We start from the raw sequence: 21393 nt of genomic DNA, 5'->3' as shown, positions 1-21393 counted from the left end.
GCCCGAGAGAGCATGGCGAAGATCAGGCCCAGCCAGGGCGCCCCGTACGCCCGCATCATGGGCGTCGGCGGCTACCGTCCGACGCGCGTGGTGCCCAACGAGGTGATCCTGGAGACGATCGACTCGTCCGACGAGTGGATCCGCTCCCGCTCCGGCATCGCGACCCGGCACTGGGCCTCCGACGAGGAGACCGTCGCCATGATGTCGATCGAGGCGTCCGGCAAGGCCATCGCCGACGCCGGGATCACGCCGGAGCAGATCGGCGGCGTGATCGTGTCGACCGTCTCGCACTTCAAGCAGACGCCGGCCGTCGCGACGGAGATCGCCGACCGGATCGGCGCGGGCAAGCCGGCCGCGTTCGACATCTCGGCGGGCTGCGCGGGCTTCGGTTACGGGCTGACGCTCGCCAAGGGCATGATCGTCGAGGGCTCGGCGGAGTACGTCCTGGTGATCGGCGTGGAGCGGCTGTCGGACCTCACCGACCTCGAAGACCGCGCCACCGCCTTCCTGTTCGGCGACGGCGCGGGCGCGGTCGTCGTCGGCCCGGCACAGGAGCCGCAGATCGGTCCGACGGTCTGGGGTTCCGAGGGCGACAAGTCGAACACGATCATGCAGACGGTACCGTGGGACGACTACCGCAAGGGGACGGTGGAGCGGTTCCCCGCCCTTACCCAGGAAGGCCAGGCGGTGTTCCGCTGGGCCGTCTTCGAGATGGCGAAGGTCGCCCAACAGGCCCTCGACGCGGCCGGGATCACCTCGGAGGACCTGGACGTCTTCATTCCGCACCAGGCCAACATGCGGATCATCGACTCGATGGTGAAGACTCTGAAGCTGCCTGAACACGTCACGGTCGCCCGGGACGTGGAGACCACCGGCAACACGTCGGCCGCCTCGATCCCGCTCGCGATGGAGCGGCTTCTGGCGACCGGTCAGGCGAAGAGCGGCGACACGGCGCTCGTCATCGGCTTCGGGGCGGGTCTCGTGTACGCCGCGACGGTCGTTACCCTCCCCTAGGCACACCGGATCTTTCCGGACCGTGCTTGTACAAATCCCTCTGCTCACGCTGAATATCGAAGGAGCGCCCACATGGCCGCCACTCAGGAAGAGATCGTCAAGGGTCTCGCGGAGATCGTGAACGAGATCGCCGGCATCCCGGTCGAGGACGTCCAGCTGGACAAGTCCTTCACCGACGACCTGGACGTCGACTCGCTGTCCATGGTCGAGGTCGTCGTCGCCGCCGAGGAGCGCTTCGACGTGAAGATCCCGGACGACGACGTCAAGAACCTGAAGACCGTCGGCGACGCCGCCGACTACATCACGAAGCACCAGGCCTGATCCAGGTCGCGCGGCTGACGCCACCCGGTGGTGGCGCCGTACAAATTCCGCACCCTCTACACGTGGAGAAAGAATTCCAGTGAGCCCGACCAATCGCACCGTGGTCGTCACCGGTATCGGCGCAACCACACCGCTGGGTGGCGACAGCGCATCGACCTGGGAGGGCCTGCTCGCCGGCCGCTCGGGCGTCAAGCCCCTCGAAAGCGAGCGCTTCGCCGAACTGCCCGTCCGGATCGCCGCGCTCGCCGCGGTCGATCCGGCGGACGTGCTGCCCCGCCCGCTCGCCCGCAAGCTCGACCGCTCGGCGCAGTTCGCGCTGATCGCGGCCCGTGAGGCGTGGGCCGACGCGGGCTACAAGGCCAAGGCCGGCGAGGACGAGAACATCGCCCCCGAACGTCTCGGCACGGTCATCGCCTCCGGCATCGGCGGCGTGACCACCCTGCTCGACCAGTACGACGTGCTCAAGGAGAAGGGCGTACGCCGCGTCTCCCCGCACACCGTGCCGATGCTGATGCCGAACGGGCCGTCCGCCAACGTCGGTCTGGAGGTGAACGCCCAGGCCGGCGTGCACACTCCGGTCTCCGCGTGCGCGTCGGGCGCCGAGGCCATCGGTTACGCCGTGGAGATGATCCGCACCGGCCGCGCCGACGTCGTGGTGGCGGGCGGCACGGAGGCGGCGATCCACCCGCTGCCGGTCGCCGCGTTCGCCAACATGATGGCGATGTCGAAGAACAACGACGAGCCCACGAAGGCGTCCCGCCCGTACGACAAGGGCCGTGACGGCTTCGTACTCGGCGAGGGCGCGGGGGTCGTGGTCCTGGAGTCCGCCGAGCACGCGCAGGCGCGCGGCGCACGCGTCTACTGCGAGGTGCTCGGCCAGGGTCTGTCCGCCGACAGCCACCACATCGCGCAGCCGGAGCCGACCGGCCGCGGGGTCGCGGCGGCGATGCGGAACCTGCTCGACAACACCGGCGTGAAGCCGTCGGAGATCGTTCACCTGAACGCGCACGCCACGTCGACGCCGCAGGGTGACGTGGCGGAGATCAAGGCGCTGCGCCGGGTCCTGGGCGAGGACCTCGACCATGTCGCCGTCTCCGGCACGAAGTCGATGACCGGCCATCTGCTGGGCGGCGCCGGCGGTATCGAGACCGTGGCGACGGTGCTCGCGCTGCACCACCGGCTGGCCCCGCCGACGATCAACGTCGACGAACTGGACGAGGAGGTCGACGCGGACGTCGTGCGCGGCGAGGCACGGGCGCTGCCCGAGGGCACGATCTCGGCGATCAACAACTCGTTCGGCTTCGGCGGCCACAACGTGGTGCTGGCGTTCCGCTCGGTCTGATCGAGTAGTCCGACACGCCGGAGGCCCGGCTCCCGTCCTCCACGGGAGCCGGGCCTCCGGCGTGTCGTCTCCGGGTCTCTCAGTCCCCGAAGCTCGCGAAGTACGTCGCCGCCATGTCCTCGTCGCCGTGGCCCTGGGCCTCTGCCCGGGTGAAGCGGTGCCAGCCCGCCTCGGCGACGTCCAGACGTACGTCTGCCGCCTCCGCCGCCTCCACGACGAGGCGGGCGTCCTTGACGGCCGTGGTGAGACCGAAGCTCGGGGTGTAGTCGCCGTCGAGGATCGCCGACGACTTGGCGCGGAGGTAGCCGGAGTCGAGCGCGCCGCCCTCCGTGGCTGCCAGGAAGTCCCGCGGGTCGACGCCGAGCCCCTTCGCCAGGGCCAGTGCCTCCGCCGTCGCGTGAGTGAGGGCCAGGGCCCAGCTGTTGCAGACGAGCTTGAGCCGGGTCGCGGCCCCGGACGCGCCGTCGTCGCCGACCCAGATGGTGCGGCCCCCGACTGCGTCCAGAACGGACGTGACGCCGTCCCGGGCGTCCTCGGGGCCTGCGGCGAGTACGACGAGCTTCCCCTGCTCGGCGGGGCCCCTGGTGCCCAGCACGGGCGAGTCGAAGAAGACCAGTCCGTGGGCCGCGGCCAGTTCGGCGAGGGGGACGAGCCCGTCGAGGCCCGCCGTCGTGGACTGGAGCCAGACCGTGCCGGGCCGCAGCCCCGGGGCCGCCTCCGCCATCGTCTCCAGGGCTGCGGCGCCGTCGTACAGGATCGTGAGGACGATGTCCGCGCCGCGTACGGCGTCCGCCGGAGTGTCCGCGATCCGCGCCCCGTCGGCCGCGAGCGGCTCGGCCTTCGCACGGGTACGGTTCCAGACCCGGACCGCGTGTCCGCTCCGGCAGAGATTACGGGCCATCGCGGCGCCCATGATGCCCGTGCCGAGCACTGCTACTTCGAGTTGATCAGCCATGCGCCCACCGTAGAAGGCGGCGGCGCAGGGCCGGTAACCGTCGCCCGTACGGTCCGGCTCAGACGACCTGGTGCAGCCAGCGCACGGGGGCGCCCTCGCCCGCGTACCGGAAGGGCTCCAGTTCGTCGTCCCACGGCTTGCCGAGCAGCTTCGCGACCTCGGCCTCCAGCTGTGTCTCACCGCTCAGCGACCGGGCGAGGGCGGCGCGCAGCCGGTCCTCGGGGACCAGGATGTCGCCGTGCATCCCGGTGACGGCGTGGAAGATGCCGAGTTCGGGGGTGGCGCTGTAGCGCTCGCCCTCGGCGGTGGGGCTGGGCTCGGCGGTCACCTCGAAGCGCAGCATCCGCCAGCCGCGCAGCGCGGAGGCGAGCTTGGACGCGGTGCCGGCCTCGCCCTGCCAGGAGAACTCGGACCGCCAGGTGCCGGGCGATGCGGGCTGCCGGATCCAGTCGAGCTGGACGCGGGCGCCGAGGACGCCCGCCACCGCCCATTCGACGTGGGGGCACATCGCGCGTGGCGCGGAGTGCACGTACAGAACACCACGTGTGGTCACCGTGACCTCCAGTGTGGGGACGAGGTTCGCCTTGCCCAGCGGCCTCAGTAAACAGCATCGAGAGTGAAACCCCGCAAAACGGGCAACATGTGACGGGATGTAACTTACCGGAGCCGTGGGGGGCGCGGTTGACTTTGGTTCGACGCCTGAAAGCTACCTTGCGCGGGGGGCACCGGGGTGCCGTACTGTCGGTCCCAGGCGCGATATACGCGAAGCTTTCACTCGCCAGGACGCCGCCGTACGCATGACGACGCCCACGCGGAGGGTTCACAGCATGCAGGAGAGCCCTCAGGGCCGTGCCGGGCGACGCCTGGGCGGCCACGGCCCCCGCCCCCGTCGCCGGAAACCGTACGCGAGCGCCGCCGCCTCCTGTGCCGGGCTGCTGGTCGGTGTCGTCGCGCTTTCGGGGTGCACGTCCTCGGACGGCGCCGATCCGGACTGGACGAAGGCGAAGACAAGCCAACCCCCGCCGAAGCCGGTCTGGGACCGCAGTCCGACCTCGATCGCGGCCGTCGGCGACTCCATCACCCGCGGCTTCGACGCCTGCGGCGTGCTGAGCGACTGCCCCGAGGTGTCCTGGTCGACCGGCTCGGACGACCAGGTGCGCAGCCTCGCGCTGCGGCTGCTCGGCAAGCAGGCCGTCGCGGAGAACAGCTGGAACTACGCGCGCACGGGCGCCACCGTCGGCGATCTGGCCCAGCAGATGGCGAAGGCGGCCGTGCACCGGCCGGAGCTGGTCACGGTCATGATGGGCGCCAACGACGCGTGCAAGGACGAGGCGGCGCTGATGACGCCGGTGGACGAGTTCCGCGCGTCGTTCGAGGAGTCGATGCGCCGGCTGCGCGCGAAGGCTCCCAAGACGCAGGTGTACGTGGCGAGCGTGCCCGACCTCAAGCGGCTCTGGTCCGAGGGCCGGGAGAATCCGCTGGGCCGGCAGATCTGGAAGCTGGGGATCTGCTCGTCGATGCTGGGCGACTCGCAGGACATGGACGCCGCGGCGCAGAAGCGGCGGTCGACGGTGCAGGCGCGGGTTGTGGCGTACAACAAGGTGCTCAGGGACGTGTGCGCGAAGGATCTGCGCTGCCGTTACGACGGCGGGGCGGTCTTCGACTACCGGTTCGCGGGTGACCAGTTGAGCGCGTGGGACTGGTTCCATCCGAGCAAGAACGGGCAGGGCAAGCTGGCGGACATCGCCTACCGCAACGTCGTCGCGGCCGACCCCCCGGCGTAGGGTCGGCGATCGTGGACGACATGACCATGACCGAGCGCGTCGGTGCGGCACCCGACGGGACGCCGGTCCACCGCTGGGTCCTGGAGCGGGCCGGTGTACGGGTGAAGGTGCTCACCTACGGCGGGATCCTCCAGTCCGTCGAGGTGCCGGACAGCGAGGGCGCCCTCGCGAACGTGGTGCTCGGGTTCGATGATGTCGCGGGCTACGTCGACTGCCCTTCGCCGTACTTCGGCGCGCTCATCGGCCGGTACGCGAACCGCATCGCGGGCGGGACGTTCACGCTGGACGGGCGGACGTACCGGCTGCCGCGCAACAACGGCCCCAACTGTCTGCACGGCGGTGAGCGCGGCTTCGACAAGCGCGTGTGGGACGCGGAGCCGGCGGCGGACGGGCACGGCGTACGGCTGTCGCTGGTGAGCTCGGACGGCGAGGAGGGCTTCCCCGGCCGGCTGGAGCTCGCAGCGACGTACGCGCTGGCCGCGGACGGTGCGCTGCGGATCGACTACCGGGCGGTGACGGACGCGCCGACGGTGGTCAATCTTACGAATCACTCCTACTGGAATCTGAGCGGCGCGGGCAGTGGCGGCGCCGGTGGTCATGTGCTGCGGATCGCGGCCGGCCATATCACGCCGCTGGACGGCGACTCGGTGCCGACGGGTCCGCCCGCGCCGGTCGCCGGGACCCGTTTCGACTTCCGTGAGCCGCGCAAGGTGGGGTCGGGGTACGACGACAACTTCGTGCTGGATCAGGGGAGTTCGGGGACCCCGGTCGCGGCGGAGCTGTACGACCCCGCGTCGGGGCGGGTGTTGACGGTGACGACGACCGAACCGGGCATGCAGCTGTACACCGGTGACCACTTCGACGCGGGGCCTTTCCGGCCCGGCGAGGGCATCGCGCTGGAGACCCAGCACTTCCCCGACTCGCCGAACCGGCCCGACTTCCCCAGCACGGTGCTGCGGCCGGGCGAGGTGTTCACCTCGGCGACGACGTACGGGTTCTCGGCCGGACGGGCCGTGGGCCCGTCCGGCACCTGAGGGCGAATGTCCGTCAGCGGTGGACCCTGGCGGTCAGCCTGCCGTCGGTGAGCGAGCGGCCCGCCTGGATCTCGTACGCGCCGGGGACGGCCGTCCAGCCGTTCGCCGCCTCGTCCCAGATCTCGAAGGCGCGGGCCCTGAGCGGGACCGTCACCTCGACGCTCTCGCCGGGGCCCGCCTCGGCCGAGGCGAATCCGGCCAGCCAGCGCGCCGGGCGCTCGGGCGCGTCCGGTGCGTGCGGCGCGTCGCCGGGGACGGGCGCGAGATAGATCTGGACGGTCTCGCGGCCGGGTCGTTCGCCGGTGTTGCGCAGCCGTACGGTGGCCCGCTCGGTGGTGGCGTCCAGCGTCTCGTACTCCCAGTCGGTGTAGCCGAGGCCGTGGCCGAAGGGGTACGCGGGGGTCGCGCCGGCCCGTTCCCAGGCGCGGTAACCGATGAACACGCCCTCGGTGTAGTGCAGTTGGCCCGCGTCCGGAGTGGTGTCCGTGACGGGCACGTCGGCGAGGGCGACCGGCCAGGTGGTGGTGAGCCGGCCGCCGGGCTCATCGGAGCCGGTGAGGACGTCGGCGAGCGCGGCGCCGCCCTCCTGGCCGGGGAACCAGCTGAGCAGTACGGCGGCCACGTCCTCGCGCCACGGCATCTCGACCGGTGAGCCGGTGTTCACGACCACGACGGTGTTGGGGTTGACGGCGGCGACGGCCGCGACGAGCGCGTTCTGATGTCCGGGCAGTTCCAGGCTCGTACGGTCGAAGCCTTCGGACTCGACGGCCGTGGTGGTGGCGACCACGACAACGGCGGTGTCCGCCTCCCTGGCAGCGTCGACGGCCTCGGCGATCAGGTCCTCGGGGTCGCGCCGCGGGCCGAGGTGGAGCAGCGAGAATGCGACGGCGTCCATCGGGGCGCCGGGCAGCCTGGGCACGGTCAGATGGAGCGAGACGTCGACGGTCTGGCCCTCGATGAGGGTGACTTGTGCCCGTTCCAGGCGTTCGCCGAAGAACGCGTTGAACGGGTCGGTGCTGTCGCCGAGCCCTTCCTCGCCCGCCCAGACCTTCTCTCCCTCGACGGTCAGGACGAGGGGGCCGATGCCGCGGGTGCCGAAGGTGTGGTCGCCGCTCTCGCGCGGGGTGAAGGTGCCGGTGAACTCGACGGTGTGCAGTTCGTCGTATGTCACACCGTCGGGCAGGTCGACGCCGACCCACTGGACCATGCCGGAGGGGAGATCGGTGGTGCCGAGCTCGCGTCCGTCGGCGGCGCGGCAGACCGCTCGCAGCGTGAATCCCTTCTCGGCGACGGCGAGTTGGTCGCTGGGGTCGGCGCCGACGCGGTAGCTGAGGGCGCCTTCGGGCAGCGCGGCGGTCAGGCCGTCGAGCGGCGAGACGGTGTGCGGCGGGAAGACATGGGCCGAGCCGCCGCCGAGGATCCGGGCGTCGCGGGCGGCGGCGCCGCTGAGCGCCACGGTGCGGGTCCTCTCCGGGTCCAGCGGCAGGGCGGGGTGTCCGTCACGTACCTCGTTGCGTACGAGGACGAAGGAGCGGCGCGCGACCTCGCGGGACAGCGCGTCGCCGTCGAGGGTCGCGGGCAGTGCGGACGCGGGGACGACGGCGGGCGCGTTGTCGAGGGCGCCGACGCGGGCGGCGAGCCTCAGCACGTTGCGTACGGCGTCGTCGACGAGGGACTCCTCGACCTCGCCGGCCCGGACGGCGGCGGCGAGCGCGGGGCCGTAGACGGTCTTGGGGCCCGGCATCGCGACGTCGAGGCCGCCGAGGATCGCGCCGGTGGTGGAGCGGGCGGCGAGCCAGTCGGAGACGATATAGCCGTCGAATCCCCACTCGCCACGCAGGACTTCCTTCTGGAGATGGCGGTGCTCGGTCATCGAGTCCCCGTTGACCCGGTTGTAGGCGGCCATGATGCCCCAGGGGTGGGCGTTCTTGACGATGGCCTCGAACGGGGCGAGGTAGAGCTCACGCAGCGGGCGCGGGGCGACGACGTTGTCGACGGTGAAGCGGTCGGTCTCGGCGTCGTTGGCGACGAAGTGCTTGACGGTCGTGCCGACGCCGCCGTCCTGGACGCCCAGGACATAGCCGGTGCCGATCTCGCCGGTGAGGTACGGGTCTTCGCTGTACGCCTCGAAGTGGCGTCCGCCCAGCGGGGACCGGTGCAGATTGACGGTCGGCGCGAGGAGGACGTGCACACCCTTGCGGCGGGCCTCCTGGGCGAGCAACCGGCCTGCCCTGCGGGCCAGTTCGGGATCCCAGGTGGCAGCGAGCGCGGTGGGCGACGGGAGGGCGACCGACGGGTCGTCGGCGGTCCAGCGCACGCCCCGGACACCGATCGGGCCGTCGGACATGACGAGGGAGGCCAGCCCGATCTCCGGGAGCGCGGGAAGCGACCAGTTGTCCTGCCCTGCGAGCAGCCGCGCCTTGTCGTCCAGAGCCAGCTTGCCGAGCGCCGCCTCGACGGCGGCTTCGCGTGCCTGGTCGGCCGCGGTGATGGGTGCGCCGGTCACGGCGGTACCTCCTCGTCAGTGCCCTGCGTTCGTGCGGACGGGTTACATGGTGACCCGCAATTCTGTAGGCGGGTAGGCTTCGTTATCGGTTCGTTACTCGTGTACGGTCCGGAGACGACGGCCGGTGAGCGGACAGGTGCGAGAGATGAGGACCGGTGGGATGGCGAGGGCCAGAAGCACGGAGCGGCGGGCGGAGATTCTCCGCGCCGCCATCGAGGTGATCGCCGAACGCGGCTACCGGGGCGCGACGTTGGGCGCGGTGGCGGAGCGCGTGGGCCTCACCCAGCAGGGGCTGCTCCACTACTTCCCCACGAAGGACGCGCTGCTCCTCGCCGTCATGGACGAGCGCGACCAGTGGGACACCGGGGGCGGCAGCCGGGGCGCGGACGGCTGGCGGCTGGAGCTGCTGACGTCGATGGTCGACTACAACGCGATGCGGCCCGGCATCGTGCAGACGTTCTCGGCGCTGCTCGGCGAGAGTGTGACGGAGGGTCATCCGGCCGGGGAGTTCTTCACCCGCCGCTATGTCCAGGTGCGGGGCAACATGGCGGGCGTGCTGCGCGACGAGTTCGGCGACCGGCTGCCGAGCGGCCTCACCCCGGAACAGACGGCGCCGCTGCTGGTGGCCGTGATGGACGGGCTCCAGTACCAGTGGCTGCTGGCGCCGGACGAGGTGGACATGCCGGAGGCTTTCCGGGCGTTCGTGACACTGCTGCGGGGTGGCGCGGACGGACCCGAACGGTAGGAGCACGCACGGGTGTTGAGGCGCCGTAGCCATCGGCGGGGTGCGGAGGTGATACTTCCGCCACCCGAAGGAAGGACTCCCGTGAGACTCGTGCGCACCAACAGCAACACGGCGGGCCGGCCGCGTGTCCGGCATCCGCTAGGGGGTGTCTTGTCGGTCAGGCCGGATCAGGGAGCGGGGTCTGGTGGCGTGGATCGCAAGGCGGAGGAGGGAGACAACGCGGAGCGTTGGCGACCGACGACAACGCGGCGAGGCGCGGCACCAGGGACCGCGAGCCCGGCAAGATCGGCAAGACACCCCCTGGGGCTCGTCCTGCTCGCGTCGGCCGCTCTGGTCGCCGTGGTGACTCCGTCAGGTGCCACGGCCGCCGGGCCGGCCGCCGCCGCTCCGGCGGTTACCGTCGAGGAGCGGCGTCTCGACGGGGCCGTACCGCGCCAGATACTCGACGACAGCGGCTTCGACGAGGTCGCGCCGGAGTTCGCGAAGTCCCTGCGCGGCGCCGGCTCGTACGCACAGGCCGAGCGCGCCGCCGTACGGCATGGCGAACGGCTCTGGCAGCGAGCGGTGGACCGGGCACAGGGGCGGGGCCCGGCGGGTGGTGAACTGAGCCGGGACGACGACCGGCCGCTGTACTGGGCGCGGCTGGGCATGACCCGTGAACTGCGCGCGTGGCACGCGGAGTCGGGGCTCTCGGAGGCCGCGGGTGTACGGCTCCTGGAGCGGCTGGAGAGGGCGTCGCGCGGCCAGGACTCGATGGACTTCGGCGGCGCCGACCGGGCGAAGGGCGTCAAGCGGATCGTGGTGACCGGCTTCGACCCGTTCACGCTGGACAGGGACATCCGGATCAGCAACCCGTCCGGGGCGGTCGCGCTCGCGCTGGACGGCACGGTGATCCCGACGGCCGACGGGCCCGCGCGCGTCGAGACCGCCGTGTTCCCGGTCCGCTGGGGCGACTTCGCCGACGGCATGGTCGAACGCGCCCTGCGCCGGGTGCTGCCGCGCGCCGACCTGTTCATGACGGTCAGTCAGGGGCGGGTGGGGCGTATCGACGTGGAGCGGTACAACGGCGCCTGGCGGGGCGGCTTCGGGGACAACGAGAACCTGTCCGAGACCGGGCTCGTACCGGTGAAGGACCCGGCGACGCAGCCGCAGTGGACGCGGACCACGCTTCCCTACGCGGGCATCGTGGCGGCCGGCACGGGGCGCTTCCCGGTGTACGACAACACGTCGGTGACCGAGATCCCGGCGGGCGGCACCGCCCCCGTCGTACGGCCGGACGGGCCGACGCCCGGCTCGGCGGCCCGTGCCGGAGGCGGCGGGGACTATCTGTCGAACGAGATCGCCTACCGGGCGACGCTGCTGCGCGACCGGCTCGGGCTGGAGATCCCGGGCGGCCATGTCCACACGCCGGTCCTCGAATTCGGCCCCGGCAACACCAACCCGGCCACCGGGACGGTGTCGGATCCGGTCTTCGTACAGAACAGGCTGGACATCACCGCGCAGTTGCGGACGATCGTGCGCGTGGCGGTGGAGGAGTCGTAGGACTCGGGTCGCTCAGCAGGGCCGGCTCATCAGCTCCGGTGAGCCGGTCCTTCACCACTCGCGCGGGGCGTCCGCAGGGCTTGAACCGGGCTGCGGCGGGGGCGTGTTGAGGCTCGGCGCCGCCGCAGGGGCACCGGGACCCGGCCGCCCGCCCTCGGCGTCCTCGCCGGTCAGTTCGCGGGCCATCAGCGTCGCTCCCGCCACCGCGCCCGGCATCAGGAACACCGCGACGAACGGGACCAGGAAGGCGAGCGTCAGCGGGACGCCGAAGCCCAGCGTGAGCAGCCGGCGGCCCCGCAACAGCGCGAGCCGTTGCTTCAGTTCGATGCCTCGCCGCTGCATCGCGACCGCGGTGAGTTCCTCGCAGAGGAAGAAGCCGGAGACGCAGAAGCCCAGTACGGGGACGACCGTCTGGCCGATGACGGGGATGAACCCGAGAGCGAAGAGCACGACCCCGTACAGCACCACCCGTGCCAGGATCCGCAGGCTGTCCCGCGCGGAGATCCACAGTTCGCGCCAGAGCGGCAGACCCGACTCGGGTACGTCACCGCCCTCCGACCGGTCCACGGCCTCGGAGAGCGATTCGTAGAAGGGCTGCCCGACCAGCAGTGTCACGGCCGTGAAGGTGATCACGGCGAGGAACAGCGCGAGCGCGATGAACAGCACGGTGAGGAAACCGCGGAACAGCCCCTGCCACGGCGATGACCAGTCGTCGGCGAAGGGCGTCGCCCATGTCGTCAGATCGTCGGCGCCGTAGAACAGGCCGACGAGCGCCGCCGCGTACAGCACGAGGGTCACCAGGCCGGGCAGCAGCCCGAAGCCGAGCCATCTGCCGTGCGCGCCGACCCAGCGCTGGCCCTTCACCAAGTACCCGAAGCCCACACCGAGATCACGCATAAGACCACCCTATCGGCCTTGTTCCGGGGCTGTTTCGCGGTGGTTCCCGTTCGATTCCATGAGGCGCCCGGGACCAACGAGGCTGCGAGTAGCTCTTGTTGTTGACACGTTCAACCGGTATGACCTGCCTATTGAACCGAACGATCGCCGCCGCACGACCCGGAGGTACATCCGCATGGGGATGCCCAGACCCGTCCTGCTCGCCACCGCCACCGCCACCGCGGCACTGATGCTCTCGCCCCTTCCCGCGACCGCCGTCCCCGGCGCGGGCGGCGACCGGTCGTCGCACCCGGTGCGGGACGGCGGCGCCACGGACAGCCGCGTGGCATCGTCCGCGCTGCCGTCGGCGGGTGCCGCCGCGCTCTCGTCGGTGGGCACGACCTCCCCCGGGCTGCGCAAGGAGGGCGGCTACCCGCGCCGTACCGTCCTCGACACGGTGCCCGAGAACCCGGCCGACAAGGCCATCAAGCTGGGCCTGGCGCCGTACCACTCGCTCGCCCCGCGCCTCAACGCCCTCCAGGAGCTGGGCAATCGGGTGAGCGTCGAGGTCACCGGCCGGTCGGCCGCCGGGCACGACCTGTACCTCGTCACGGTCACGGCGCCGGAGAGCGCGAAGGAGGTTGCCGAGCAGGAGCGGATGCGCGAGCGCATCGAGAGCTCCCCCGCGTCGGCCGCCAAGGACCGCCGTATCAAGGAGAGTTACAAGACCCCCGTCTTCATCAACAACAACATCCACGGCAATGAGTGGGAGGGCACGGACGCGGCCCTGAAGCTCATCGAGGAGCTGGCGAAGGCCAAGGACGGCGACACGAGGAAGCTGCTCGCCACCAGCCGGATCCATCTCAACGTCACGGCCAACCCCGACGGCCGGATAGCCGGAACCCGCGCCAACGGCAACGGCTTGGACCTCAACCGTGACTTCATCACCGCCTCGCAGCCGGAGGCGCGCGCGATCCGGCAGATAGCCGTCGACAAGCAGCCCGCGGTCATGCTCGACCTGCACGGGTACGTCAACGGCACACTCATCGAGCCGACGACACCGCCGCACGGCGAGAACTACGAGTACGACCTGTTCCTCAAGAACTCCTACGCCAACGCCCTCGGTATGGAGAAAGCGGTCAACGACCTCGGCTACACGGCCGGGAGGGACGGCGTCCAGCCACCGGTCATCCCGTTCCGGGACCAGGAGGAGGGCTGGGACGACTGGCCGCCGATCTTCACGCCGCAGTACATGGCGTTCCAGGGCGCGGTCGCCTCGCACACGGTCGAGATCCCGATGCGGGTCAACAACAACGACTACAACAACCTCCCCGTCGAGGAGCTGCGCCGCAGGTCCGGGATCAACACCGCTGTCGCGGGCGCCGCGATGCGCTCGACGCTCGACTTCGCGCGGGAGAACCGCGAGACGCTGATCGCCGACCAGATCGAGACGTTCCGGCGCGGCGTCGCGGGCGAGAAGCAGCGGGTCATCTCCGAGGAGACGGTGCCCGGTGTGCCCGGCATCGGTCCTGAGGACATCTACACGACCGACTTCCCGCGCGCGTACGTGATCCCGGCGGGCGGCGGCCAGCGGTCGGCACCGGCCGCCGCCCGGCTCGTCGACCACCTCGTCGCCAACGACGTGAGGGTCGAACAGGCCCGTAAGAGTTTCAAGTTGGCGGGCCGCACCTACCCGGCCGGCTCCTACGTGGTCGACATGAAGCAGGCCAAGCGCGGTATCGCCAACGTCATCCTGAGCGAGGGCCGCGACATCAGCGCCGACGTGTCGTCGATGTACGACATCTCGGGCTGGAGCCTCGGGCTGCTGTGGGGCGCGGACGTCACCAAGGTCCAGCGCGGCCAACTGGACTTCGCCGGGCGGGCCGTGACCGCGGCGTCCCCGGTCGGCTCGGTGGCCCGCGGCGGCGACCTGAAGCTGCGGCTGGACGACCCGAAGGAGTTCGCCGCCGTCAACTCCCTGCTCGCGCAGGGTGTGAAGGTGCGCAGGACGGCGGACGGCGCGGCGATCGTGCCGTCGTCGGCCCGCCGGAAGGCCGAGATCCTGGCCGACCGGTACGGCGTCGTCTTCACGGCCACGAAGGACAAGGGCGTCGCGGCGCTGCGCCGTACGACGGTCGCGGCGGCCGTGAACTCGGGCGAGCTGTTCGCGCTGCGCGAGATGGGCTTCGAGGTGCTGCCCGTATCGACGGCGACGGCGAACGGGGGCTTCGACTGGTCGAAGGCCGACGCGCTGTACGTGTCGACGGGGCTGAGTCACGCGGGGCTGAACGACAGCGCCCGCGCGGCGCTGGCCGAGTTCCTCGCCGGGGGCGCGCCCGTGGTGGCGCTCGGCTCCGGCGGCGCGGCGTTCAACGCGGAGGCCGCGCTGCTGACGGCCACACCGGTACGGGGCAACGGGAGCGCCAACGGCGTGGTGCGGGTGGTCAACACGCCGGGACCGGTCACCGGCGGCACCCAGCCCCACTCGTTCGTCTACTCGCCGCTCTGGTTCACCGGGCTCGGCAAGGGCGTGCGTACGGAGCAGTCGTACGGCGGCGGCAACCCGCTCGTCTCGGGCCACTGGCGCGCGGACGAGTCGGGCGCCGGCGGTCCGCAGGCCGCGGCGGGACAGGCGGCGATCGTGAGCGGTACATCGGCGGCGGGTACGCCGGTCACGCTCTTCGGCACCGAGCCGCTCTTCCGCGACCACCCGAAGGGCGCGTTCGCCCAGGTGGGCAGGGCGCTGCTGAACCGCCTTCCGTAGGAGGCGCGTTCGGGCCGCGTACGTACGGCGTCGCCCGCACGCGAAGGGCCGCACCCCTCTCTCGGGGTGCGGCCCTTCGTCACGGATGGGGCGGTCGTGCGGTCAGACGACGGACAGCTCGACCTCGATGTTGCCGCGCGTGGCGTTGGAGTACGGGCACACCTGGTGCGCCTTCTCCAGGAGGTCCCGCGCGGTGGCGGCGTCCACGTTCGGGATGGAGGCGGTCAGTTCGACCGCGAGTCCGAAGCCGCCGCCGTCGGTCTTGCCGATGCTGACCTTGGCGGTCACGGTCGAGCCGGAGATGTCGGCCTTCTCCCGGCGGGCGACGACGCCGAGCGCGCCCTGGAAGCACGCGCTGTAGCCGGCGGCGAAGAGCTGCTCCGGGTTCGTACCGGCGCCGCTGCCGCCCATCTCCTTGGGCGGGTTGACGACGACGTCGAGCTTCCCGTCGTCCGTGGAGACGCGGCCGTCACGGCCGTTCTCCGCGGTGGCGACGGCGGTGTAGAGGGGGGCTATCTGCTGGATGGTCATTGGGGGTTCCTTCTTCTCTGTACGCCGCGGCTCGCGCCCACGGACCACGACGGCCTGCTGAGAGCCTAGCGGGTAAGGGTCAGTTGAGTGTGACGATCATCTTTCCGGTGTTCTCGCCGCGCAGGAGCCCGAGGAAGGCGTCGAAGCCGTTCTCGATGCCCTCGACGGTCGTTTCGCGGTACTTGAGCTCGCCGGATGCCAGCCAGCCGGAGACGTCCTCGACGAACCGCGGCATGAGCGCGCGGTGATCGGTGGTGAGCATGCCCTGGAGGCGCAGCCGCTTGCCGATGACCAGGGCGAGGTTGCGCGGCGCGGGGGTCGCCTCGGTGCTGTTGTACTGCGAGATCATCCCGCAGATGGTGGCGCGGCCGTGCACGTTGAACGAGGAGAGCGCCGCTTCGAGGTGCTCTCCCCCGACGTTCTCGAAGTAGACGTCGATGCCGTCGGGCGCGGCTTGCTTGAGCTGCTCCCTGATGGAGCCGTTCTTGTAGTTGAAGGCGGCGTCGAAGCCGTACTCCTCCGTAAGAAGCTTGACCTTGTCGTCGGATCCCGCCGAGCCTATGACGCGCGACGCGCCCTTGATCCGGGCCAGCTGGCCCACCTGGCTGCCGACGGCGCCTGCGGCTCCGGAGACGAACACGGCGTCGCCCTCCTTGAAGGAGGCGGTCTCGAAGAGCCCCGCGTAGGCGGTGAGGCCCGTCATGCCGAGGACACCGAGGAAGGCGCTCAGCGGCGCGAGCGACCCGTCGACCTTGGTGGCGTACATGGCCGGCATCTGCGCGTACTCCCGCCAGCCGAGCCGGTGCACCACATGGTCGCCGACCGCGAGGCCCTCGGCGCGGGAGGCGATGACCTCGCCGACGGCCGCACCGTCCATGGGGTGGTCGAGCTCGTACGGCGGGGTGTAGGACTTCACGTCGTTCATCCGCCCCCGCATGTAGGGATCGACCGAGAAGTGCTTGTTGCGGACGAGGACGCCGCCCTCGTCCGGCTCCGTCACCGGGGCCTCACGCAGGGCGAAGTCCGTGGACTTCGGCCAGCCGTGCGGGCGGGCGACGAGATGCCATTCGCGGCCGGACGCGGGAAGAGCGGTCATGGATGCGGTGCCTCCTCGATTAAAGCTTCACTTCCTGAAACAATCATGCTTGTCAATATTTCACGTTGTCAAGCAAACGAGTACGATGGTGACTATGGCCACTGAGCACAGGGACCCCTTGACCCTCGAAGTCGTCGAACTCATCGGCACGGTGGTGGCCCGGTACTACGACGAGTACGAGCACGCCGCCGCCGAGCACTCGCTCACGGGCGCGCAGGCGCGCGTGCTGGGGCTGCTCTCCCTCCGGCCCATGCCGATGCGCCGGATCGCGCAGAAGCTGAAGTGCGAGCCGTCGAACGTCACGGGAATCGTGGACCGGCTGGAGACGCGCGGCCTCGTGGAGCGGCGCCCCGACCCCTCGGACCGGCGGGTGAAGCTGGCCGCGCCCACCGAGAAGGGGCGGCAGACGGCGCGGGAGCTGCGGGACGGCCTCAACTTCGCGCGCGAACCGCTGGCGGACCTTTCGGTGGAGGAGCGGACGGTGCTGCGCGATCTGCTGCGGCGGATGCTGGGCGACGACGCGTCGGACGAGTGGGCTCCACGGGATGCGTGAGATGCATGAGATACGTGAGCCGTGTGAGAGACGTCAGACGCGTCAGACGCAGATGATCCACAGGACGCAGTCGTCCTCTTCTTCCTCCGGCGGCGTCGTGCTGGTGGAGGGCTGCGGCGCGGACGGCTGATCCGGTTTCCCGGGGGAGCTAGAACCGCCCGTGGGGCTGGTGGAGCCCGTGGGCTTGCCGGGGTCGTCCGGCGTGTCGCTCGGATCGGGCGAATCCGTCGCCGACGGGGACTCCCCGTCCGAAGGACCGGTACCGGTGCCCGATCCCGACGGGTCCGGCGAACCGTTTCCGCCACCGGGGCGCGCGGAACCGGCGGACCCGGAGGGCGTGCCCTCCACGGGGCCCGGGTCCTTGGGTTTCGGCGGGCCTGACGGCGGCGGGCCGCCGTCGACCTCGATGGCCCTGTCCTCCTGGACGGAGGTGGCGTCACCGTCGTCGCCGGACGATTCCAGCGCCAGCTCGGCCAGGCTCAGCGCGCCGACCGCGAGGACCAGGCTCATGACGACGACCAGCACGGTGCGGCCTCTGCGCCGGTGGGTACCGGCGCCACGCTCCGCGCGTAGCTGCCGGCGCTCACGCCGGGACATCTTGCGCTTGCGGGAGCCGCGCTGACGACGTGCGCCGACGACCGGCTCGTCGCTGTGGTCGGGCGCGGCAAGGACCACCTCGGCCTCGTGCGGGGCGGGATCGTGGAGCCGTAGCTCCTCGGCGGGCGTACCGCACCCGGCGCACGCCAGGGCGCCGTTGAGGTGCCGCCGGCAGTGATGGCAGTAGTCCATGGCGCCCTGAAGATAATCCTACGGAACCTCACTCGGGCACCTCTCTCGTGAAGATCTTGTGCGGAGTTGGCCGTTCCGTGATTTTGCCGCCCGACCTGCCCCGAAGGGGCACGATGTCGCTATGAATGCCACGACATCAGCCGGAGCGGACGGGCGTTCCCGGCCGTTCGGGCCGCGCGACTTCCAGCTCGTACTGCTGCGCAGGATGGCCGACCACCAGCCCGGACTGGTCGAGGACGCACGGCGTGAACTGGGCGCGTCGCTCGCCGAGATGAGGGAGGCCAACCGTCGCTGGCAGGCGATGGTCCGCTCCCCGCGCGCCCGCGGCACGCTGTCGCGCTACCGCTCGGTGCTGGGCGCGCCGGACGCGACGTTTCCCCGGCAGATCGGTGATCTGGCGTGCGAGGTGCTGCTGTGGCCCGTACCGCTCTGGCCCACCCTCCGTTTCGAGGTGACGGCGGCGCCGGGCGGAGGTGTGTGGAACGAGTGGCTGGTCCGGGCGCCGGGCGAGCCGGGGCCCGAGCCGCGTACTGCGGAGGATCTGCGCCCCTGGTCCTGCACGGTCGACGAGGTCGCCCGCGCGTTCGCGCCGGCCAGACCGCTGGAGGGGACGGCGCCGACGCGCTGGGGGCTCGCGTTCGACGTACCCGGAACCGGGCCGTGCGTGGCGGAGTTCACGTGGGGCCTGCTCCAGCGCTGGTCGCCGGCGCCGTAGATACGGTCACTGAGGCCCGCGTTTCCTGGTGGGGTGTCAGGGCCCGGTGTCACGGTGCGGCGGCGGCTCCCGTACGCCCGGCCGGCGCAACCCAGCGCGCGCACCGCCCCTCCCGCGGCCACGATGCGAAGAGGACCGGCCGCCCGCCGGTGATCCACCTCAGCGCTCCCGGGAGAAGAACCCGCCGTGACCGTCAGCCTTGAGCAGTTGCGCCGTTGCCATGTCGCCGTCGACCTCGGGGCCGCCAGGACCCGGGTCTTCGTGAAGGGATCCGGGCTCGTCGTGGACGAGCCGAGTGTCGCCGCAGTGAACACCCGGACCGGGGCGCTCATCGCCGTCGGCGCCCTGGCCGAACAGATGACGGGCCGTACGCCGGACTACATCCGGGTCACCCGCCCCGTGAGCGGCGGCACCGTCGTGGACATCGAGATGGCCCAGCGGATGCTCCGCAACCTCCTCGGCGAGAAGCTCCGCCGCCAGCTGCGCCGCAAGCCCCGGCTGCGGGCTGCGGCGTGCACCCCGCACGACAGCGACCCGCTCGCCCAGCGCGCGGCGGTCGAGACGCTGGTCGGTCTCGGCGCCCGCCGGGTCGAGCTGGTCGACACACTCATCGCCGCCGCCGTCGGCTGCGGGCTGCCCGTGGAGAAGCCGACCGCCACCATGATCATGGTGTGCGGGGCTGCGACGACGCAGGTCGCGGTGTTGTCGCTCGGTTCGATCGTGACGGCCCAGCGGGTCCCGGTCGGCGGCAACGCCATCGACCACGCGGTCATCCAGCACCTGCGCCACCAGCACGAGTTGATGCTCCCGAGCCAGTCCGTCCGCCCTCTCCAGCTGGCGCTGCGCGGCAACGGCATCACCCCGGACGGGCCGACCTCGACGGAGATCCACGGCCGTGACGTGGCGACGGGGCTCGCCCGGTCGGTCTTCGTGGACACCGCCGCCGTACGGCAGGCCATCCACACACCGCTGACCGCCGTGCTCGACGGCATCGGCAAGGTGCTGCGCGACTGCCCGCCGGACCTGGTCGCCGACCTCGCCGACACGGGGATCATGATGGTCGGCGGCAGCGCGCTGCTGCCGGGGCTCGACCAGATGGTGCGCGACGCGACGGGCATGCCGGTGCACATCGCGGAGCGCCCGGACGTCTGCGCGATCCTCGGTCTCGGCGCGATGCTGGACGGCAAGATCCAGCCGTTGGTCCTCGATCCGCTGGCCCACGCCGAGTGACGTGACGACGGGCGACGAACGACCGGAGGGAGAGGACCGCGACGGGCGGGAGCCCTCGCGGCGGGTCGCACCCCGGCTGCCCATGCTGCTGGACGCCGTTCTCGACGTCGGGAGCGAGGGGGAACTCGCCTCCACCCTCCAGCATGTCGTCGACAGCGCCGCCGATCTCACCGGCGCGCGTTACGGCGCGCTCGCGCTCGCCGGCCCCGCCCACGGCCGGGGACCCGAGCGCGGGCGGAGCCGGATCGCCGAGCTGTTCTCCTACGGGCTCAGCGAGGACGAGCGCCGTCGCATCACCCGGCTCCCCACCGGCCACACCGGGCTGCTCGGCCACCCCGGCAGCCCGCTGAGCCTCGGCGTCCCCGTCCGGGTGCACAACGACGTACTCGGTCATCTCTGTCTGGCCCGCAAGGAGCACGGTCCCTTCACCGAGGAGGACCTCGCCCTGCTGCGGGTGCTCGCCTCGCAGGCCGGGATCGCGATCGGCAACGCGCGCCTGTACGGGTCCGCCCGCCAGCGCGCCCGGTGGATCGAGGGCGCCGCCGCCGTCACGACCGCGCTGCTCGGCGGCGAGTCCGCCGCGGAGGCGCTGACGACGCTCGCGAAGTCCGCGCGGATCCTGGCGGGAGCCGCCGCCGGCGTGGTGCTCCAGCCCACCGGCGAGGGCGGCATGGAGATCGTCGCCGCCTCCGCGCAGGACGACCCCGGCGACATCGTCGGGACGAGCATCGCGCCCGGCGCGCCCGTACTGGCCCAACTCCTCGGCGGCGAACCGGTCTACATCGACGACTCGGCGACCGATCCCCGGATGACCACCCACGTACGGAGCCGCTTCGGCCCCAGCATGATGCTGCCCCTCCAGAGCGGCGGCCGGCTGATCGGCACCCTCGCCCTCCCGCGCAGGCGCGGCGGACGCCCGTACACCCCTGTGGAGCGGCTGCTGGCCACCCAGTTCGCCTCCCAGGCCGCGCTCGCGCTGGTACTCGCCGACGCGCAGCACAACCGCGAGCGGCTGGCGGTCTACGAGGACCGCGACCGGATCGCCCGCGACCTGCACGACCTCGTCGTACAGCGGCTGTTCGCCACCATGATGATGCTGGAGTCGACCCGCCGGCGCACCGACGACGCGGAGCTGTCCCGCCTGCTCGGCCACGCCGTGGACGAACTGGACTCCACGATCCAGGAGGTGCGGACCACGATCTTCGCCCTCCAGCAGCCGCCCGCCGACGCTCCGACGGGCCTGCGCGGCAAGGTGCTGCGGGAGACGGCGGGCGCGGCCGTCCTGCTGGGTTTCCAGCCGTCCGTGCACTTCGACGGGGCTGTCGACACCCTCGTGGAAGATCCGCTGCACGCGGGGCTGCTGGCCACGCTGCGCGGCGCGCTGGCCGCCGCGCACCGGCGGCCGGGGGTGACATCGATCGAGGTGACCGTCGACGCGGCGGCACGGCTGCCGGACGGCCGGGCCGGGGTGCGTCTGGTGGTCACGGACGACGGGCGGCGCGAGGACGGCGGCGAGGGCGGTACGACGGTCACCTGGGAGGCCGAGCGGTAGCCCCGTACCCGCACACACCTTTACACCCACAACAGAAGGCCCGG

The 21393-nt window shown here is 71.5% G+C and carries 19 protein-coding genes; 12 read left to right on the top strand and 7 right to left on the bottom strand.

What is annotated here, in order from left to right; all coding sequences use genetic code 11:
- The first annotated feature begins 12 nt into the window (after window positions 1–12).
- The 3 genes from OIE74_RS27440 (at window position 13) to fabF (ending at window position 2677) form a co-directional block, all read left to right on the top strand.
- On the top strand, window positions 13–1014 hold the full coding sequence (locus tag OIE74_RS27440; RefSeq protein WP_329388212.1) for a ketoacyl-ACP synthase III: 1002 nt from the start codon (window positions 13–15) through the stop codon (window positions 1012–1014).
- Window positions 1015–1086: 72 nt separating this feature from the next.
- Entirely contained in the window at window positions 1087–1335 is a 249-nt protein-coding gene (locus tag OIE74_RS27435) for an acyl carrier protein (protein ID WP_329388209.1), read from the top strand.
- Between the two features lie 79 nt (window positions 1336–1414).
- Complete coding sequence (gene fabF, locus OIE74_RS27430) at window positions 1415–2677, top strand: beta-ketoacyl-ACP synthase II (protein ID WP_329388207.1); 1263 nt, start codon at window positions 1415–1417, stop codon at window positions 2675–2677.
- A gap of 79 nt (window positions 2678–2756) precedes the next feature.
- On the opposite strand, the gene OIE74_RS27425 is transcribed toward fabF, so the two are convergent.
- Window positions 2757–3632, bottom strand: a complete 876-nt coding sequence (locus OIE74_RS27425; RefSeq protein ID WP_329388205.1) for an NAD(P)-dependent oxidoreductase — start codon at window positions 3630–3632, stop codon at window positions 2757–2759.
- Window positions 3633–3690: 58 nt separating this feature from the next.
- Window positions 3691–4185, bottom strand: a complete 495-nt coding sequence (locus OIE74_RS27420; RefSeq protein WP_329388203.1) for a DUF3145 domain-containing protein — start codon at window positions 4183–4185, stop codon at window positions 3691–3693.
- 274 nt (window positions 4186–4459) lie between these two features.
- Between OIE74_RS27420 and OIE74_RS27415 the strand changes: the two genes are divergently transcribed.
- Window positions 4460–5416 carry an SGNH/GDSL hydrolase family protein gene (locus OIE74_RS27415; RefSeq protein ID WP_329388201.1) on the top strand — a complete coding sequence of 319 codons (957 nt, stop codon included), beginning with the start codon at window positions 4460–4462 and terminating at the stop codon, window positions 5414–5416.
- Window positions 5417–5442: 26 nt separating this feature from the next.
- On the top strand, window positions 5443–6450 hold the full coding sequence (locus OIE74_RS27410) for an aldose epimerase family protein (RefSeq protein WP_329392459.1): 1008 nt from the start codon (window positions 5443–5445) through the stop codon (window positions 6448–6450).
- A gap of 13 nt (window positions 6451–6463) precedes the next feature.
- On the opposite strand, the gene OIE74_RS27405 is transcribed toward OIE74_RS27410, so the two are convergent.
- Window positions 6464–8956 carry a beta-glucosidase family protein gene (locus OIE74_RS27405; RefSeq protein ID WP_329388199.1) on the bottom strand — a complete coding sequence of 831 codons (2493 nt, stop codon included), beginning with the start codon at window positions 8954–8956 and terminating at the stop codon, window positions 6464–6466.
- Between the two features lie 160 nt (window positions 8957–9116).
- Here OIE74_RS27405 and OIE74_RS27400 point away from each other — a divergent pair, with 160 nt between their 5' ends.
- Entirely contained in the window at window positions 9117–9701 is a 585-nt protein-coding gene (locus tag OIE74_RS27400) for a TetR/AcrR family transcriptional regulator (protein ID WP_329388197.1), read from the top strand.
- A 342-nt stretch (window positions 9702–10043) separates the two neighbouring features.
- The gene (locus OIE74_RS27395) at window positions 10044–11243 is read left to right on the top strand and encodes a pyroglutamyl peptidase (protein ID WP_329388195.1); all 1200 of its coding nucleotides are present in this window, start codon (window positions 10044–10046) and stop codon (window positions 11241–11243) included.
- A gap of 51 nt (window positions 11244–11294) precedes the next feature.
- Here the strand turns inward: OIE74_RS27395 and OIE74_RS27390 are convergent, their stop codons facing one another.
- Window positions 11295–12140, bottom strand: a complete 846-nt coding sequence (locus tag OIE74_RS27390; protein WP_329388193.1) for an EI24 domain-containing protein — start codon at window positions 12138–12140, stop codon at window positions 11295–11297.
- A gap of 175 nt (window positions 12141–12315) precedes the next feature.
- Here OIE74_RS27390 and OIE74_RS27385 point away from each other — a divergent pair, with 175 nt between their 5' ends.
- On the top strand, window positions 12316–14883 hold the full coding sequence (locus OIE74_RS27385) for a M14 family zinc carboxypeptidase (protein ID WP_329388191.1): 2568 nt from the start codon (window positions 12316–12318) through the stop codon (window positions 14881–14883).
- A gap of 102 nt (window positions 14884–14985) precedes the next feature.
- Here OIE74_RS27385 and OIE74_RS27380 read toward each other — a convergent pair whose 3' ends face one another.
- Window positions 14986–15414, bottom strand: coding sequence for an organic hydroperoxide resistance protein (locus OIE74_RS27380; RefSeq protein WP_329388189.1), 429 nt, complete (start codon window positions 15412–15414; stop codon window positions 14986–14988).
- Window positions 15415–15493: 79 nt separating this feature from the next.
- Complete coding sequence (locus OIE74_RS27375) at window positions 15494–16510, bottom strand: NADP-dependent oxidoreductase (protein WP_329388187.1); 1017 nt, start codon at window positions 16508–16510, stop codon at window positions 15494–15496.
- A gap of 94 nt (window positions 16511–16604) precedes the next feature.
- Here OIE74_RS27375 and OIE74_RS27370 point away from each other — a divergent pair, with 94 nt between their 5' ends.
- Window positions 16605–17063 (top strand): MarR family winged helix-turn-helix transcriptional regulator, encoded by a 459-nt coding sequence (locus OIE74_RS27370; protein WP_329388185.1) that lies wholly within the window; start codon window positions 16605–16607, stop codon window positions 17061–17063.
- A 42-nt stretch (window positions 17064–17105) separates the two neighbouring features.
- On the opposite strand, the gene OIE74_RS27365 is transcribed toward OIE74_RS27370, so the two are convergent.
- Entirely contained in the window at window positions 17106–17852 is a 747-nt protein-coding gene (locus OIE74_RS27365; protein WP_329388183.1) for an SCO2400 family protein, read from the bottom strand.
- 121 nt (window positions 17853–17973) lie between these two features.
- Between OIE74_RS27365 and OIE74_RS27360 the strand changes: the two genes are divergently transcribed.
- The 3 genes from OIE74_RS27360 to OIE74_RS27350 all read left to right on the top strand — a co-directional run bounded on the left by OIE74_RS27360 (window position 17974) and on the right by OIE74_RS27350 (window position 21349).
- Window positions 17974–18567: a hypothetical protein gene (locus tag OIE74_RS27360; RefSeq protein WP_329388181.1), complete on the top strand. Its 594-nt coding sequence runs from the start codon at window positions 17974–17976 to the stop codon at window positions 18565–18567.
- A gap of 186 nt (window positions 18568–18753) precedes the next feature.
- On the top strand, window positions 18754–19797 hold the full coding sequence (locus tag OIE74_RS27355) for a rod shape-determining protein (protein WP_329388179.1): 1044 nt from the start codon (window positions 18754–18756) through the stop codon (window positions 19795–19797).
- A gap of 82 nt (window positions 19798–19879) precedes the next feature.
- Window positions 19880–21349: a GAF domain-containing sensor histidine kinase gene (locus tag OIE74_RS27350; protein WP_329392458.1), complete on the top strand. Its 1470-nt coding sequence runs from the start codon at window positions 19880–19882 to the stop codon at window positions 21347–21349.
- Window positions 21350–21393 lie beyond the last annotated feature (44 nt).

This window comes from Streptomyces sp. NBC_01716 (assembly GCF_036248275.1).
GTDB lineage: Bacteria > Actinomycetota > Actinomycetes > Streptomycetales > Streptomycetaceae > Streptomyces.
Note: the sequence above shows the minus strand (reverse complement) of the source record. Positions and strands in the feature narration are given on the sequence as shown.

Coding starts and splice junctions, on each gene's coding strand:
- OIE74_RS27440 (WP_329388212.1), top strand. CDS start 13: ATGGCGAAGATCAGGCCCAGCCAGGGCGCCCCGTACGCCCGCATCATG.
- OIE74_RS27415 (WP_329388201.1), top strand. CDS start 4,460: ATGCAGGAGAGCCCTCAGGGCCGTGCCGGGCGACGCCTGGGCGGCCAC.
- OIE74_RS27400 (WP_329388197.1), top strand. CDS start 9,117: ATGGCGAGGGCCAGAAGCACGGAGCGGCGGGCGGAGATTCTCCGCGCC.
- OIE74_RS27370 (WP_329388185.1), top strand. CDS start 16,605: ATGGCCACTGAGCACAGGGACCCCTTGACCCTCGAAGTCGTCGAACTC.
- OIE74_RS27425 (WP_329388205.1), bottom strand. CDS start 3,632: ATGGCTGATCAACTCGAAGTAGCAGTGCTCGGCACGGGCATCATGGGC.
- OIE74_RS27380 (WP_329388189.1), bottom strand. CDS start 15,414: ATGACCATCCAGCAGATAGCCCCCCTCTACACCGCCGTCGCCACCGCG.
- OIE74_RS27385 (WP_329388191.1), top strand. CDS start 12,316: ATGGGGATGCCCAGACCCGTCCTGCTCGCCACCGCCACCGCCACCGCG.
- OIE74_RS27375 (WP_329388187.1), bottom strand. CDS start 16,510: ATGACCGCTCTTCCCGCGTCCGGCCGCGAATGGCATCTCGTCGCCCGC.
- OIE74_RS27365 (WP_329388183.1), bottom strand. CDS start 17,852: ATGGACTACTGCCATCACTGCCGGCGGCACCTCAACGGCGCCCTGGCG.
- OIE74_RS27390 (WP_329388193.1), bottom strand. CDS start 12,140: ATGCGTGATCTCGGTGTGGGCTTCGGGTACTTGGTGAAGGGCCAGCGC.
- OIE74_RS27435 (WP_329388209.1), top strand. CDS start 1,087: ATGGCCGCCACTCAGGAAGAGATCGTCAAGGGTCTCGCGGAGATCGTG.
- OIE74_RS27350 (WP_329392458.1), top strand. CDS start 19,880: ATGCTGCTGGACGCCGTTCTCGACGTCGGGAGCGAGGGGGAACTCGCC.
- OIE74_RS27410 (WP_329392459.1), top strand. CDS start 5,443: ATGACCGAGCGCGTCGGTGCGGCACCCGACGGGACGCCGGTCCACCGC.
- OIE74_RS27360 (WP_329388181.1), top strand. CDS start 17,974: ATGAATGCCACGACATCAGCCGGAGCGGACGGGCGTTCCCGGCCGTTC.